Consider the following 15,762-nt stretch of genomic DNA (forward strand, 5'->3'; position numbering starts at 1 on the left):
CCACGGTCGCCTGGCGTGCCTAGCGTCACACCATGAATCCCGGGGGCACCGCATGATCGACCACGTCGATCCGTTCATCGGCACGGAGCCGACGGCGCTTCCGGCTCCGACCGGGCTGGCCGCGACCTGGTGGTGGCCGAAGCCGCAGATCGGCAACACGCACCCGGGGGCGACGCATCCGCTCGGCATGGTGTCGGCGTGCGCGTACTCGGGCGCCTACCCCACGGGCTACGGCCGCTACGACCTCTCCCTGGAGGGTGTGCCGTCGACCATCCACGACACGCAGCTCGCGTCGGGCTTCACGCACTTCCAGCAGTCGGGCACGGGCGCGATCCGCAAGTACTACAACTACTTCCGAGTGACGCCGATGGTGGAACCGCTGGATGTGCTCGGCCGCACCTGGCAACTGAGTGACGAGCAGGCCGAGCCGGGCTGGTACTCGGCGACGCTCGACTCCGGAGTCACTGCCGAGCTCACCGTGGGCCCGAAGAGCGCCGTGCACCGTTATACGTTCCCCCGCGACCGGAACGCCCGCGTCGTGATCGATTTCTCGCAGGGCGGCCTCGCCATCCCCTACGGGTCGACGCTGCCGCTTCGCGCGCACCTCGAGTCGGTCGGCATCGGCAGGGCGGCCGGCCAGATCGTCGTCGAAGGCGCCCCCCTGTCGGTGTACATCGAGTGCGACACCCCGCAGTGGCGGCAGATGCTCTGGTACGACCGGCGCCTCATGCCGGGCGGCACGCGTCTCGACTTCGACCACATCCGGCCCACCACACTCCGCCCGTTCGGGCTGATGTGGGCGGGGCCGAGCGAGCCGGGCGATGTCATCGAGCTGCGGATCGGGTTCTCGCTGCGAGGCGTCGAGCAGGCGAAGCAGAACCTCTTCGACGATGTCGGTGGCGGGAGCGGGAGCGGCAGCGGCGCGGGCACCTCCACCGCCCTGATCTCGCGCTTCGAATCGCGGCGCGAGCGCACCCGCAAGACCTGGCGGAAACACCTCAAGCTGATCACCGTCGAGACACCCTCGAAGAAGCGCCGGGCGGTCTTCGCGACAGCGCTCTACCACTCGCTGGTCAAACCGTGCCTGGCCCCGAACGAGAGCCCGTTCTGGCCGGCCGACGGCGCTTTCGCCTTCGACATCTCCACGATGTGGGACATCTACCGCACTCAGCTCCCCCTGCTCACGGCCCTGGTGCCCGAGCGGGCCGTCGAGCTCGCCAACGCCCTGCTCACGATCTGCGAGGAGGAGGGCAACTTTCCGATCGGCTACCGCATGGCCCGCGGCAGCGACCGGTTCTCGCGCCAGGCGAGCGCCCTCGCCCACACCTTCCTCGCCGACCTCTGCCAGCTGGGGCTGCCCGGCATCGACTGGAACGGCGCTCTGGTGCACATGTCGGATGACCTCCGGCGCACCTACGGCGAGGAGTTCCTGCAGCGGGGCGTCACCCACCCGATCACGCACACCCTCGACCTCGCGTTCGGCTACTGGTGCACGGCGCGAGTGGCGAAGCACGTGGGCGACACGGCGCTGGCGACCCAGTTCGCCGAGCTCGCGACCCGCTGGCGGAACGCCTTCGACGAGACATCCGGCCTTTTGAAGGAGAGCACCTACTACGAGGGCACGCTCTACAACTACTCGTTCCGGCTGCTGCACGACATGGCGTCGCGCATTCCGCTGAGCGGGGGCACGGAGGCGTTCGTACGGCAGCTCGACGAGTTCTTCGGGTTCGGGGCGGAGCCGGTCATCCAACCCGGGCTGCGGCCGCAGGCCGACGAGCTGCTCGCCGGCTACGCGCTGGGGCGGTTCGAGGGGCTGAACAACGAGCCGGACATGGATGCCCCGTGGGCATACCACTACGCCGGTCGGCCCGATCGCACGGCCGAGGTGGTGCACAACGTGATCCACCAGATGTTCGGGACCGGGCGGGGCGGGCTACCGGGCAACGACGACTCGGGGGGCCTCAGCTCCTGGTACGTGTGGGCCTCGCTCGGGCTGTTCCCGGTGGCCGGCCAGAACCTGTTCCTGGTGAACGCCCCCTCCTTCGAGGCGGCATCGATCCGGCTCGGGGCGAACACGTTCACCATCCGCACGGAAGGGTTCGTCGAACCGGCCTCTGCGTCTGATCAGGATGCCGCACCCGCCGCTGTTCAATACGTGCAGTCGGCCCGTTTCAACGACGAACCGCTCGCACGCTCCTGGATCCGCGCCACCGACCTGCACCGCGGTGGCGAACTGGTGATCGTGCTCGGACCAGAACCCAGCGACTGGGGCACCACCGAGCTGCCCCCTTCGGCCACGCTGCTCACCACCGCATCCGCCCCCTCCCCCGCCACCCGGCCCGTCAACCTCGCAACCCTCCAGGAGTGAACATGGTCACCACCGAAAACCGTCTCGTGATCGTCGTGCGCGCCGATCCTGTGATCTGCGGCCACTCGGTCGAGGCGCGGAACATCGCCGAGACCGCCCTCGAACGGGGTTTCGACGAGGTGCGCATCGTCACCTGGCCGGTCGAGACGCTCGAACGCGCCGGGCTTCCCCTCAAACCCCTCGACTCGGTGCTGCCCTACAGCCCGGGCATCTTCGTCGACCGTCCGGCTCCGGTCGGTGACTATAAGGTTCCGGATGGTCGGTTCCTGGCCGGCATCACCGGCCGGTTGATCGAACTCTTCACCGACGGCGTGCCGACCGTCTGCCTGTCGCTCTACCTCAGCCCGCACACCCTCGCGGTCTCCGACGCGATGCGCGCCGCGTGGAGCACCGGGCTCCCCGTCAACGTGACCACGATCGCCGAGGCCGTGGGATCCGACGTCACGAACGTCGTGCGCACCGCCGTCGAGGAGGGCCGGCTCGGGGCCGCTGCGCACATCCTCTCGAGCTACCTCAGCCAGGACCACTGCGTCGCCGTCTCCGACTACACCCGCGAACTCATCGTCACCGAGGCCGAACGCGTCGACGCGCAGTACGGAACCCGCTTCGGTGAACAGTGCCGCCGACGCATCACCGTCTCCTACCCGGCGATCGACGCCGATCGGTACTCGAACCTCGACGACCGCGTGATCGAAGACGTGCTCGCCGCCCGCGGGCTCGAACGCGACAACTACGTCCTGTTCCTCTCCCGTCTCACCGAGGCCAAAGGCGTCGAAGACCTCATTGCCGGCTTCGAACAGAGCAGTGCGCACGAGGGCCGGATGCTCGTGATCGCCGGCCGCGGACCGCAGGCCCCCGCGCTGATGACCCTCGCCGCGCAGTCGCCCCTGGCCGACAGCATCGTCTTCCTCGACGATGTGGGCGACGCCGAGAAGCCCTACCTGATGGCGGGATGCGCCGCCTTCGTGCTGCCGTCGAAGCCCCGGCCGGAGTTCGTCGAGACCTTCGGCATCGCGCTGGCCGAGAAGATGCTCGCAGGCGGCGGGCCCGTGATCACCACGATGACGGGCGGCATCGGCGAGGCGATCGGCGACCATGCGCTCATCGTGCCAGTTGAGGATCCCCGTGCGATCGCGCGGGCGCTCGACCACGCGATCCTCGAGACGACGCCCGCCGAGCGCTCGGAGTGGGCCGGCCGGGCCCGCGAGTACGCGCTGCAGTTCGACCGCCGCGTGGTGTTCGACCGCCTCTTCCAGGCGTTGCCCGCGCGCGTGCCCGCGTCGGAGCGCGCGCCGCGCTGACCCGACCCCTCCGCACCCGCACCCGCTCGCTCCCGCACCCGCGCTCCCGCACCCGCTCGCTCCCGCACCCGCGCGCTCCCGCACCCGCGCACCCGCGCTCCCGCGCTCCCGAAGGGACCCATATCGCTCCCAGGCAGCAGATTTGGTGCGATGTGGGACCCTTCGTCGCGGGCGGGGCGGGCGGCGCGGGCGGTGCGAGGTCAGGCGGCGGCGAGGCGCATCGTCGCGCCGGCGCGGGCGGCGAACGCGGTGGCCGTGGCGGCGATGGTGCGCTGCATGACCGCGACCGCGGCGGTGGGCGTGACATCCGCGGGGCGCGCGAGGCTGATCGTGCGGCTGAGCGAGGGCGCGGCCAGCCGCACCGAGCGGAGGCCGGGGCGGTCGATCAGCACCATCGCGGGCACGATCGCGACGCCGAGCCCGCGTTCGACGAACCTCAGCACGGCATCCATCTCCGCTCCCTCCAGCACCACCTCGGGAGTGAGCCCGGCCGCAGCGAACGCGCCGTCGGTCGTGGCCCGGAGGTCGTACGACGAACTGAAGACGATCTGCGGGAGGGCCGCGACATCCGACAGCCGGATGCTACCGCGACTCGTCACCGGCGGTGAGGCCGCGGAGGACACCACCACGAGTTCTTCGGAGAGCAGCGGGCTCACCGTGAACCGGTCTGCGGATGCCGCGTCGGAGGTCGTGATCAGCGCGAGGTCGAGCTCACCCGCCGCGAGCTCGTCGAGGAGGCGCCGGGAGCCGTGCTCCGACAGGTGCAATTCGATGGCCCGGTGCGCTGCATGGAAGGCGCTGAGCACCTCGGCGACGAGGCTGATGCAGAGGGTCGGTGTGGCACCGAGACGCACCCGCCCGCGCTCGAGGCCGGCGAGTTCGGCGAGTTCGCGGCGCACCGAATCGGCATCCGCGAGCATCCGTCTCGCCAGCGGCAGCAAGGACTCGCCGGCGACGGTGAGGGTGCTGCCGCCGCGGGCGCGGGCGAAGAGTTCTGCGCCGAGATCCTGCTCGAGCGTGGCGATCTGGCGACTCAGGGAGGGCTGCGCGAGGTGCAGGTGTTCGGCCGCGCGGGTGAAGTTTCCACGCTGGGCGACTTCGACGAAGCTGCGGAGCTGTTCGAGGTTCACACCCATAGTCTAACCGCATGAATTCAACCGGATATATGCATTGGAGTAATCGACAGAGCGTGCCTACATTGGAGGCATGAGTACCACAGAACGACAGATCTCCACCACCGTCCTCGTCATCGGAACCGGCGGCTCCGGGCTCCGCGCCGCCATCGAACTCGCCGAAGCGGGCGTCGACGTGCTCGCCCTCGGCAAGCGCTCCAAGTCGGATGCCCACACCTCCCTCGCGGCCGGCGGCATCAACGCCGCCCTCTCCACCATGGACCCCGAGGACAGCTGGCAGCAGCACGCCGCCGACACACTCAAGGAGTCGTACCTCCTCGCGAACCCGCACACCGTCGAGATCGTCACCTCGGGTGCGGCCCGCGGCATCGAAGACCTCGAGCGCTACGGAATGCCATTCGCCCGGGAGGACGACGGGCGCATCTCGCAGCGCTTCTTCGGCGCGCACACCTACCGGCGCACCGCATTCGCGGGCGACTACACCGGGCTTGAGATCCAGCGCACCCTGGTCAACCGGGCGGCCCAGCTGAACGTACCCATTCTCGACACGGTGTATGTCACGCGCATCCTCGTCAACGACGACGGCGCAGTCTTCGGCGCCTACGGCTTTGACCTCGAGGATGGCACGCGGTACCTCATCCACGCCGACGCGGTCATCCTCGCCGCCGGCGGGCACAACCGCATCTGGCGGCGCACCTCCTCACGGCGCGACGAGAACACGGGCGACTCGTTCCGCCTGGCCGTCGAGGCGGGCGGGCGCTTGCGCGATCCGGAGCTGGTGCAGTTCCACCCGTCGGGCATCATCGAGCCCGAGAATGCGGCCGGCACGCTCATCTCCGAGGCGGCCCGCGGCGAGGGCGGGATCCTCCGCAACGGCCTCGGCGAGCGCTTCATGGGCCGCTACGACCCCGAGCGCATGGAGCTGTCGACCCGCGACCGCGTCGCACTGGCCTGCTACACCGAGATCAAGGAGGGTCGCGGCACGCCGAACGGCGGTGTGTGGCTGGATGTCTCGCACCTCCCCCGCGAGACGATCATGACCCGGCTGCCCCGCGTGTACCAGACCATGCTCGAGCTGCAGATGCTCGACATCACGAAGGATCCGATCGAGATCGCGCCCACCGCGCACTACTCGATGGGCGGCGTCTGGGTGCGGCCCGAGGACCATTCAACCGACGTTCCCGGCCTCTACGCGATCGGTGAGGCGTCGTCGGGGCTGCACGGAGCGAACCGTCTCGGCGGCAACTCCCTGATCGAGCTGCTCGTGTTCGGGCGCATCGTCGGGCAGGCCGCGGCGTCGTACTCGGCGGCTCTGGATGCTCAGACCCGCTCTTCCGCGGCGGTCACCGTAGCCCGGGGTGAGATCGACGCGTTGCTCGCGGGCGACGGCCCCGAGAACGTGCGCGCGCTGCAGCGCGCCATCCGGAACACGATGACCGAGCACGCGGGCGTCGTGCGCTCGGAAGAAGGGCTGCTCGCCGGACTCGCCGAACTCGATGCGATCGAGGCACGGATGGCCGACATTGGTGTGCACCCCGACATCGCCGGCTACCAGGACCTGGCACATGCGTTCGACCTGAAGTCGGCCGCGCTGGCGGCGCGCGCCACCCTCGAGGCGGCGCTCGAGCGTCGCGAGACGCGGGGCTGTCACAACCGGAGCGACTACCCCGAGCTCGACGAGGCGTTGCAGGTCAACCTCGTCTGGTCGCCGGCCGGCGTCACGCGAGAACCGATCCCGGCCATCCCCGAGGAGATCGCGGCGCTGATGCGCGAGGACGTCACCGTGGGCGGCAAGCTCCTCGAGTAGCTCTCCCACGGCCTCGCGGCCTCGCGGGCTCGGGCTCGGGGCCTCGGGCTCGGGGCCTCGGGCTCGGGGCCTCGGGCTAGCGAAGGGACTCATATCGCGCCAACCATTTAGGGGTGGCGCGATATGAGTCCCTTTGCTGGGTGAGGAGGGCGCGGGGCGTGGCGGCCAGGGCTGGGGGCGGCTCGGGCTACCAGCGGCCCCAGCCGCGGCCGAACATGCCGCCGAAGTCGCCGGGCGATGCGCCGCCGCCCGCGCCGCCGGACCCGGGACCGCCGCCGCCTGCCGGCCCGCCACGCGATCCGAGGTACGACGACACCACGGCTGCGCCGAGGTCGTCGGCCTCCGGGGCCACCACCGAGCCGCCGACGCGCCGGGCCATCGAGTCGATGAAGCGTGCGAGCCCCGGGTCGTCCCCCAACCGGAAGAACGAGGTCTGCGCGCCGAGCCGGAGGGAGGCATCCAGTTCCCGGACCGCGTACGCGATCGTCAGAGGGTCGGGCGGATAGCTGAAGTAGATCTCGCCGCCGGGCTCGAGGTGGGAGGTGGGTTCGCCGTCGGTCACGATCAGCAGCACGGGCTGGGCGTTCGGGTGCTTCCGGAAGTGCCGGTTCGCGAGCATCAGCGCGTGGTGCAGGTTGGTGCCCTTGTCCCATTTAGCGTCGAGGCCGATGAGCTGCTCGATGTCCATCACCTCTGCGTGCCGGCCGAAGCCGATGAGCTGCAGGTCGTCGCCGCGAAAACGGCTCGTGATCAGGGTGTGCAGGGCGAGGGCGGTGCGCTTCATGGGCACCCAGCGATCATCCATCGCCATCGAGAACGACGTGTCGACGAGCAGGGCGACGCAGGCCTGACTGCGCGCCTCGGTCTCCTGCACCTCGACGTCGCCGATCTCGATGCGCACGCCGGAGCCGAGCGACAGGCCCTCGCCGGCCGAGCGGGTTATCGCGTTCGTGATGGTGCGGGTGACGTCCCACGGCTCGGTGTCGCCGAAGGCCCATTCGCGGGTGGCGCCCGAGCGCTCCCCCGCAGCTCCCGCCTGGCGTACGTCACGGTTACCACCCCGGCCCGAGAGTTTCTCGGCGACATCCCGCAGCAGCGCCTTGCCGAGCTGGCGCATCGCCCTCGGCGTGAGCTTGAGGGTGCCGTCGGTACCGCGCTTCAGGGCACCACTGCCCTGGAGGGCCTTCTCGAGCTGCTGGATGGTGCGGGCATCCACCACCGCGGAGTCGCCGAGCTGGCGAGCCAGGGCGTCGAGGTCGAGGTCGTCGAGCTGGGAGTTGTTCTGCGACGGGGAGAGCTGTTCGGCCAGGCCGTCGAGGTCGGCGATGTCCTGGAAGACACCGGTGCCGTCACCGAGGCCGAGGCCCTCCTGGCCCTCCATACCCTCGGAACCGCCCCAGTCCTCACCGGGTCGGAGATCGCGGAGCTGGCCGTCGAGCTGCGACAGTGCGTCCATCAGGTCGGGCGACCCGAACGCCTCTGCAGCGAGCGCGTCGAGTTCGTCGCGCTGCTCCTGGGTCATCGAGTTGCGCATCCGCTGAGCCGCTGCGGCGCGGGCCGCGAGTGCGTCGAGCAGCTCGTCGATGTTCGCCGGCTGCTCGGGGAAGTACTGTCCGTGCTTTTCCATGAACGACTCGAACTGCTCGGGGGTGTCCTCGCCGCGCTTGTGCGCGTCGAGCAGCTGGTTCAGGTCGCCGAGCATCTCGGTAATGGCGGCGCGATCCTCGTCGGTCGCGTTCTCGAGGGCGTTCTTCATGCCGGCAAAACGCTGGTCGAGCATCTCCCGCCCGAGCAGGTCCTTGATCTTCTCGTAGTCGGCGCGCGCCTCGGAGCTCTGCCAGCGGTAGTCGCTCAGCTCGCTGACCGCCGCCGAAGGGGACGCCGGCAGGCTGTCGAGTTGGATCTCCGCAAGGGCCCTGTCGCCCTCATCCATCAGCGCATCGCGGGCGAGCTGCTTGCGTTCCTCCAGCACGGCGCGATCGAGCAGCTCCTTGATCTCCTGCAGTGTGCCGTCGAGGTTGTGTTTCTGCGTGAGTTCGCGGCGGCGCTCGGCCACGCGACGGGCGAGGTCGTCGAGCCCGGCCTGGTCGCGACCGCCTCGCCGGAGGAACTCGCGCATCGCATTCTCGGGCGAGTACCCGGCCATCACGTCCTTGCCGATGGCGTCGAGCGCCTCGGTCACGTCGACGGGTGGGGCGAGCGGATCCGGCCCGCCGTCGTACTTCGAGTACCGGGACCCGCGCGACAGGCGCCGGTTCGCTCTAGCCATAGATCGCCTCGCCGCCGCCCGACTCCTTGCTCACCTTGCGGGCGAGGTAGAGGCCTTCGAGAGCCAGCTCGATGGCGCCGGCACGCTGGCCGTCGTTCGTGGCACCGAGGCGGTTGCAGATCTCGTCGTAGAGCTCGCTCTCGCCGAGCGACGGGAGCCCGGCGAGAAAGTCGCGCGCGGCGACCTGTTCGCCCGTCGTGACCATGATGCCGCTCTCGAGCGCGTCCACGAGAACGCCGAAGTCGATGCCGCGGAAGTGCGCCCGCACGGTCTCGGCCGTCGCCGTGCGCAGGAGGTGCTCGAGGATCTCGTCCTCCCGACCCTCCTCGCCCGACTCAAACTCGATCTTGCCGCCGAGCACGTCGACCGCCGTCTCGAGGTCGATGGGCCGGGCGACGGCCTCGGTCTCACCCTGCCGCGCCTGGCGGTGGATGGCCGCAGCCGCGATCGTCTCGGCTCCCGCAATGGCGAACCGGGCGCTGACGCCGCTGCGCTGGTCGACGGCGCTCGAGCCGCGGAGTGCCCGCGTGAACCGGGCGAGGATCTCGACGAGGTAGTCGGGCACCTCGGCGGCAAGCTCGGCCTCCTGCCGGATGACCGCCACCTCATCGTCGAGCTCGGTCGGGTAGTGCGTGCGGATCTCGGCCCCGAATCGGTCTTTCAGCGGCGTGATGATGCGCCCACGGTTGGTGTAGTCCTCGGGGTTCGCGCTGGCCATGACGAGCACGTCGAGCGGCAGCCGCAGCACGTATCCGCGGATCTGGATGTCGCGCTCCTCCATCACGTTCAGCATCGCGACCTGGATCCGCTCGGCCAGATCGGGCAGCTCGTTGATCGCGACGATGCCGCGGTGACTCCTCGGGATCAGCCCGAAATGGATCGTCTCGGGGTCGCCGAGGCTGCGGCCTTCGGCCACCTTCATCGGGTCGACGTCGCCGATCAGGTCGGCGACGCTCGTGTCGGGGGTGGCCAACTTCTCGAAGTAGCGGTCGCTGCGGTGACGCCACGCGATGGGCAGGTCGTCGCCCTCGTCGGCGGCCCGGCGCCTGCTCGCGGCGGTGATCGGTTCGAACGGGTGCTCGCCGAGCTCGGAGCCCTCGATGACCGGCGACCACTCGTCGAGCAGCCCCGACATGGTGCGGAGCAGCCGCGTCTTGCCCTGGCCGCGCTCGCCGAGCAGCACGATGTCGTGGCCGGCGATAAGCGCCCGTTCGACCTGCGGGATGACGGTGGTCTCGAAACCGTGAAGGCCGGGCCACGGATCCCTGCCCTCGCGAAGGGCGTCGAGCAGATTGTCACGGATTTCGGCTCGCAGCGATTTCAGCGCATGCCCGGATGCCCGGAGCTCGCCGACCGTTGCCACTGTAGGACGGTTCATCCATCAAGCGTACGTCCGACTTCTGGGCGCCTCCCCTTCCCGCCCCACATTCGCGCCCACCACCCGCTGCACAGATCGACTCTCCGAAAACTGTCGCTCAGAGCTCCGAATACCGACAGTTTTCGGGAAATCGATTGCGCAGGGCCCTCGCCGACCCCGCGATAATCAGAGGATGACCGCCGACCCTGCCCGCGAGGGCGCCAAGCCGCGCGCCGCCAGCGTGTTCGACGTCGCGAAGGCCGCCGGTGTCTCCCACCAGACCGTGTCGCGGGTTCTGAACGATCATCCGAGCCTCCGCGCCCAGACCCGCCAGCGGGTTCTCGACGCCATGCGCGAACTCGACTACCGGCCGAATGCCGCCGCCCGGGCGCTGTCGTCGAGCAGGTCCCGGATGATCGGGGTGCTGTCCACGTCGAGCGGGGAGTACGGGCCGGCCTCCATCGTCGCGGCTGTCGAGGCCGCCGCGCGGAGCCGCGGCTACAGCGTGAGCATCGCGAACGCCGACGGGCTCGATCCGCTCTCGGTCGACGAGGCCGTGCGGCACCTCGCGGACCTCTCCGCCGAGGGGCTCGTGGTGGTCGCCCCGCAGACGCAGGTCCTCGAGGTGCTGGAGGGGCTGGCGATCACGCTGCCGTACGTCACGCTGCAGTCGCTGGGCGCGGTGCCGGCGGGCGGCACTGGGCACGGCGGCGCGGCGGGTGATGGCGGCGCGCCGAGAGGCGGCAGCGCGCCGGGAGCGGCCAGCCCAGCGGCCAGCAGACTCGGCGCGAGCGGCCCGGCGAGCGCAGGTGGGAGTGCCGCCGCGGCAAGCAGCGCCGCCACCGCAAGCGCACCGGCAAGCGGCTCGCTCGACCAGGTCGTGGGCGCTCGCCTGGCAACGGCACACCTGGCAGCGCTCGGCCACCAGCGGATCGGCCATATCGCAGGCCCGCCCGACTGGATCGACGCCGCACAGCGCCTGTCCGGGTTCCGAGAGGAGATGGCTCTGCGAGGGCTCGATCCGCAGCTCGTCGCAGCCGGCGACTGGAGCGCCGCCTCTGGCCACCGGGCTGCGCAGGAGCTCCTTGGGCGCGGCGTCAGCGCGATCTTCGCGGGCAACGATCAAATGGCGCTCGGCGCACTGAGCGCCGCGGCTGCCGCCGGCGTCACGGTTCCCGGGCAGCTGAGCATCGTGGGATTCGACGACGTTCCGGAGGCCGCCTACTACCAGCCCTCGCTGACTACCGTGCGCCAGGACCTCGCCGGGGCCGGTCGCCGGGCGGTCGCGCTGCTGCTCGGCGAGAGCGGGATCCGGCCCTCTGTTCAGCCGGAACTGATTGTGCGGGCATCCACAGCCCCGATGACGTACACTCTCATGTGATCGATCACATCGGAGCCGAAGGAGTCTTTGCGACATGACCGAGCCCAGCCCAGCCCCCACGCCGGGCACCCCAACTGCTGCCGCACCCGGCACTGGCCCCGTCACAGCCGGAGCAACCGGCACCACCGGCGCAGTCGCGATCCGGAGCGGCCGCGCCTCCCTCGGCATCGAGCTCGGCTCCACCCGCATCAAGGCCTGCCTCATCGGCGACAACCCCTCGGATGTGCTCGCGGTGGGCAGCTACGAATGGGACAACGAGTTCGAAGACCGTCGCTGGACGTACTCGCTCGAGAACGTCTGGGCGGGCATCCAGTCGGCGTACGCCGGTCTCGTCGAAGACATCGAGGCGCGCCACGGCGTACTGCCGACCAGCTTCGGCGCCATCGGAATCTCGGCCATGATGCACGGTTACCTCGCATTCGACAGCGCGGGTGAACTGCTGGTGCCGTTCCGCACGTGGCGCAACACCTCCACCGGCCCCGCGGCCGCCGAACTCACCGAGGCGTTCGGGGTGAACATCCCGCTCCGCTGGTCGATCGCCCACCTGCACCAGGCGGTTCTGGATGCCGAACCCCACGTGCCCGGAATCGATCACATCACCACCCTCGCCGGCTACGTGCACTGGTGCCTGACCGGGCGGAAGGTGCTCGGCGTGGGCGACGCGTCGGGCATGTTCCCGATCGACTCGGCGACGAACGACTACGACGCCGCACTCATCACGCGATACGACGAGGTGGCCGGCGGCCGGGTGCCCGGTGCGTCCGTCGCCGACCTGCTGCCCGAGGTGCTCGTGGCGGGAGAGAACGCCGGGGTCCTGACTGCCGAGGGCGCACTGCTGCTCGACCCGACAGGCGCACTCCTGCCCGGCACCGTGCTCTGCCCGCCCGAGGGCGACGCCGGCACCGGCATGGTCGCGACGCGCTCGGTCGCCCCGCGAACCGGCAACGTGAGTGCCGGCACATCGATCTTCGCGATGGTCGTTCTCGAGCATCCGCTCAGCGAGGTGCACCACGAACTCGACCTCGTGACCACCCCCGCCGGCGACCCGGTCGCGATGGTTCACTGCAACAACGGCGCCAGCGAGCTCGCCGCCTGGGTGGGCCTGTTCGGCCGCTTCGCCGCAGCCGCGGGTGCTCCGCTCGACGCAGACACCGTCTTCGACACCCTGTTCCGCGAGGCGCTCGAGGGCGAGCCGGACGCGGGCGGGTTGCTCGCCTACAACCATCTCGCCGGCGAACCGATCGCGGGGCTCGACGAGGGGCGTCCGCTGATCGTGCGCACCCCCGACAGCCGCCTGACGCTCGCCAACTTCATCCGCGCGGAGCTCTACGGCGTCTTCGGCACGCTCAGCCTCGGCATGCGGGTGCTCGCCGCAGAGGGTGTCGCCATCGATGAACTGTTCTCCCACGGCGGGATGTTCCGAACGGCAGGGGTCGCGCAGCGGTTCCTGGCAGGTGCTCTGGATGCTCCGGTCACCGTCACCGAGACCGCTTCCGAGGGCGGGGCGTGGGGGATCGCGGTTCTGGCGGCCTACACGTCGGCGCGGGCATCCGGTGCCGCCGTGGGCGCCGCGACCGCCGCAGAGGAAGACAATGACGGACCGGATGATGCCGCCCTCAGCCCCTCTCGCGGAACGGGCCTCGACCTCGACGCGTACCTCCGCAACCACGTGTTCGCCGGTACCGACTTCACGACGGTCGAACCCGATCCGATCGACGTCGCCGGCTACGCCACCTACCTCGAGCGCTACCGCGCCGGTGTGGCTGTGGAACAGACCGCCGTCGAGCGCCTCCGCTGACCGCACCACCCGGCATGGCACCGCACCGCATGCCCACCGCCACCACCCCGAGCATCCACCCCCCTCCACCACCTCCGAAGGAAGCCAATGACAGACAGCGCCACCCCCGACGCCTTCGATGCGCACGCCGCCGAGATCACCCGCGTTCGCGAGCACGTCTCTGCCCTGCATTCGCAGCTCACCCGCTGGGGTCTCGTGATGTGGACGGGTGGCAATGTCTCCGGCCGGGTGCCCGGTGCCGACCTCTTCGTGATCAAGCCTTCGGGCGTGGACTACGACGAGCTCGCGCCCGACAACATGATCCTCTGCACCCTCGACGGTGAGGTCGTTCCCGGTACTCCCGGCTCCGAGCGTTCGCCCTCGAGCGACACCGCCGCACATGCATACGTCTATCGGCATATGCCCGAGGTCGGCGGAGTCGTGCACACCCACTCCCCCTATGCCGTCGCCTGGGCCGCCCGCGGCGAGTCGATCCCCTGCGTCACGACGGCGATGGCCGACGAGTTCGGTGGCGAGGTGCCGATCGGCCCGTTCGCCATCATCGGTGACGACTCCATCGGTCGCGGCATCGTCGAGACGCTCTCCGGTCATCGCTCTCGCGCCGTGCTGATGAAGAACCACGGCCCGTTCACGATCGGCAAGGATGCCCGCGACGCCGTCAAGGCCGCCGTCATGGTCGAAGACGTGGCACGCACCGTGCTCTTCACCCGTCTGCTCGGCGAACCGCAGCCGATCGATCCGGCATCCATCGACTCCCTCTTCAACCGCTACCAGAACGTCTACGGACAAGAACCGACAGGATCCCTGAATTGAGCACTCTCGAAACCTCCCTCGACCCGTACGAGATCTGGTTCTTCACCGGCAGCCAGAACCTCTACGGCGAGGAGACCCTCCGCCAGGTCGCCGAGCAGTCACGGACCATCGCCGAGACGCTTCATGCCTCTGCAGGCATACCCGTCAGGATCGTCTGGAAGCCGGTGCTGAAGGACAGCGACTCGATCCGTCGCGCGGCCCTCGACGTGAACGCAGACGACCGGGTGATCGGCGTCATCGCCTGGATGCACACCTTCAGCCCCGCCAAAATGTGGATCGCCGGTCTCGAGGCGCTCCAGAAGCCGCTGCTGCACTTCCACACGCAGGCGAACGTCGAGCTGCCCTACGCCGACATCGACTTCGACTTCATGAACCTGAACCAGGCCGCGCACGGCGACCGCGAGTTCGGCTACATCCAGACCCGTCTCGGCGTCGCCCGCAAGACCGTCGTCGGCCACGCGTCCAGCACTCTCGTACAGTCGCAGATCGCCGACTGGTCGCGCGCTGCCGCCGGCTGGCAGGCCGTCAAGACGCTGAAGCTCGCGCGGTTCGGCGACAACATGCGCTACGTCGCCGTCACCGAGGGCGACAAGACCGAGGCCGAGATCCGCTTCGGCGTGCAGGTCAACACCTGGGGCGTGAACGATCTGGCCGACGCTGTCGCCAGGGTTCCGGACGACCGGATCGACGCCCTCGTCGCCGAATACGAAGAGCTCTACGATGTCGCACCCGAGCTGCGTGCCGGGGCTGCCCGTCACCAGTCGCTCCGGGACGGCGCGGCCATCGAACTCGGGCTGCGTTCTTTTCTCGAGGAGGGCGGCTTCGGCGCCTTCACCACCAGCTTCGAAGACCTCGGTGCACTCAAGCAACTGCCCGGCCTCGCCGTGCAGCGGCTGATGGCCGACGGCTACGGATTCGGCGCCGAGGGCGACTGGAAGACGGCCATCCTCGTACGCGCGGCGAACGTCATGGGCGCGGGCCTTCCCGGTGGCGCCTCACTGATGGAGGACTACACCTACGACCTCGTCGAAGGGCAGGAGACCATCCTCGGTGCGCACATGCTCGAGGTCAGCCCCTCGCTCACCAGCGCGAAGCCGACGCTCGAGATCCACCCGCTCGGCATCGGCGGCAAGGACGACCCCGTGCGCCTGGTCTTCACGGCCGACCCCGGCCCTGCCGTCGTGGTGGCGATGAGCGACATGCGCGACCGCTTCCGCCTTGTGGCGAACGTGGTCGAGGTAGTCGAGCCGCGCGCCCCTCTGCCGAACCTGCCCGTCGGCCGCGCCGTCTGGCGGCCCGAGCCCTCGTTCGCGGTCTCGGCGGCCGCGTGGCTGACCGCCGGCGCTGCCCACCACACCGTCATGTCGACCGCTGTGGGCATCGAGGTGTTCGAGGACTTCGCGGCGATCGCCAAGACCGAGCTTTTGACGATCGACTCCGCGACCACCCTCAAGGGTTTTGCGAACGAGGTTCGCTGGAACCAGGCCTACTACCGCCTGGCGCAGGGCCTCTAGCCCGCCGCCCGCCCGCCGCCC

Annotated in this window: 10 protein-coding genes; 7 read left to right on the forward strand and 3 right to left on the reverse strand. The window is 69.8% G+C overall.

From position 1 onward, the window contains the following. Positions 1-52 precede the first annotated feature (52 nt). Positions 53-2,368 carry a glycoside hydrolase domain-containing protein gene (locus B7R22_RS14750; RefSeq protein ID WP_116412467.1) on the forward strand — a complete coding sequence of 772 codons (2,316 nt, stop codon included), beginning with the start codon at positions 53-55 and terminating at the stop codon, positions 2,366-2,368. Positions 2,369-2,370: 2 nt separating this feature from the next. Further along, a complete protein-coding gene (locus tag B7R22_RS14755) occupies positions 2,371-3,669 on the forward strand; it encodes a glycosyltransferase family 4 protein (protein WP_116412468.1) in 1,299 nt (432 codons plus the stop codon). Between the two features lie 200 nt (positions 3,670-3,869). Here the strand turns inward: B7R22_RS14755 and B7R22_RS14760 are convergent, their stop codons facing one another. Beyond that, positions 3,870-4,805, reverse strand: coding sequence for a LysR family transcriptional regulator (locus B7R22_RS14760; protein WP_116412469.1), 936 nt, complete (start codon positions 4,803-4,805; stop codon positions 3,870-3,872). A gap of 70 nt (positions 4,806-4,875) precedes the next feature. Here B7R22_RS14760 and B7R22_RS14765 point away from each other — a divergent pair, with 70 nt between their 5' ends. Further along, positions 4,876-6,609, forward strand: coding sequence for an FAD-dependent oxidoreductase (locus B7R22_RS14765; RefSeq protein WP_116412470.1), 1,734 nt, complete (start codon positions 4,876-4,878; stop codon positions 6,607-6,609). A 187-nt stretch (positions 6,610-6,796) separates the two neighbouring features. Here the strand turns inward: B7R22_RS14765 and B7R22_RS14770 are convergent, their stop codons facing one another. Further along, on the reverse strand, positions 6,797-8,878 hold the full coding sequence (locus tag B7R22_RS14770; RefSeq protein WP_253259101.1) for a vWA domain-containing protein: 2,082 nt from the start codon (positions 8,876-8,878) through the stop codon (positions 6,797-6,799). Further along, complete coding sequence (locus B7R22_RS14775; RefSeq protein WP_116412471.1) at positions 8,871-10,256, reverse strand: AAA family ATPase; 1,386 nt, start codon at positions 10,254-10,256, stop codon at positions 8,871-8,873. The genes B7R22_RS14770 and B7R22_RS14775 overlap by 8 nt, the downstream gene beginning before the upstream one ends. A 172-nt stretch (positions 10,257-10,428) precedes the next feature. Between B7R22_RS14775 and B7R22_RS19280 the strand changes: the two genes are divergently transcribed. From B7R22_RS19280 to araA, 4 genes are all read left to right on the forward strand, one after another. Next, positions 10,429-11,616, forward strand: a complete 1,188-nt coding sequence (locus B7R22_RS19280; RefSeq protein ID WP_172582437.1) for a LacI family DNA-binding transcriptional regulator — start codon at positions 10,429-10,431, stop codon at positions 11,614-11,616. A gap of 34 nt (positions 11,617-11,650) precedes the next feature. Next, complete coding sequence (locus B7R22_RS14785; protein ID WP_116412472.1) at positions 11,651-13,414, forward strand: xylulokinase; 1,764 nt, start codon at positions 11,651-11,653, stop codon at positions 13,412-13,414. An 87-nt stretch (positions 13,415-13,501) separates the two neighbouring features. Continuing rightward, on the forward strand, positions 13,502-14,227 hold the full coding sequence (locus B7R22_RS14790) for an L-ribulose-5-phosphate 4-epimerase (RefSeq protein WP_116412473.1): 726 nt from the start codon (positions 13,502-13,504) through the stop codon (positions 14,225-14,227). After that, positions 14,224-15,741 carry an L-arabinose isomerase gene (gene araA, locus B7R22_RS14795; RefSeq protein ID WP_116412474.1) on the forward strand — a complete coding sequence of 506 codons (1,518 nt, stop codon included), beginning with the start codon at positions 14,224-14,226 and terminating at the stop codon, positions 15,739-15,741. The genes B7R22_RS14790 and araA overlap by 4 nt, the downstream gene beginning before the upstream one ends. Positions 15,742-15,762 lie beyond the last annotated feature (21 nt).

The sequence above is a fragment of the Subtercola boreus genome (assembly GCF_003399635.1).
GTDB classification, from domain to species: Bacteria; Actinomycetota; Actinomycetes; order Actinomycetales; family Microbacteriaceae; genus Subtercola; species Subtercola boreus_B.

Bases quoted from the DNA above. Each gene is read 5' to 3' on its own strand.
- B7R22_RS14750 (WP_116412467.1), top strand. From the start codon at position 53: ATGATCGACCACGTCGATCCGTTCATCGGCACGGAGCCGACGGCGCTT.
- B7R22_RS14755 (WP_116412468.1), top strand. From the start codon at position 2,371: ATGGTCACCACCGAAAACCGTCTCGTGATCGTCGTGCGCGCCGATCCT.
- B7R22_RS14760 (WP_116412469.1), bottom strand. From the start codon at position 4,805: ATGGGTGTGAACCTCGAACAGCTCCGCAGCTTCGTCGAAGTCGCCCAG.
- B7R22_RS14765 (WP_116412470.1), top strand. From the start codon at position 4,876: ATGAGTACCACAGAACGACAGATCTCCACCACCGTCCTCGTCATCGGA.
- B7R22_RS14770 (WP_253259101.1), bottom strand. From the start codon at position 8,878: ATGGCTAGAGCGAACCGGCGCCTGTCGCGCGGGTCCCGGTACTCGAAG.
- B7R22_RS14775 (WP_116412471.1), bottom strand. From the start codon at position 10,256: ATGAACCGTCCTACAGTGGCAACGGTCGGCGAGCTCCGGGCATCCGGG.
- B7R22_RS19280 (WP_172582437.1), top strand. From the start codon at position 10,429: ATGACCGCCGACCCTGCCCGCGAGGGCGCCAAGCCGCGCGCCGCCAGC.
- B7R22_RS14785 (WP_116412472.1), top strand. From the start codon at position 11,651: ATGACCGAGCCCAGCCCAGCCCCCACGCCGGGCACCCCAACTGCTGCC.
- B7R22_RS14790 (WP_116412473.1), top strand. From the start codon at position 13,502: ATGACAGACAGCGCCACCCCCGACGCCTTCGATGCGCACGCCGCCGAG.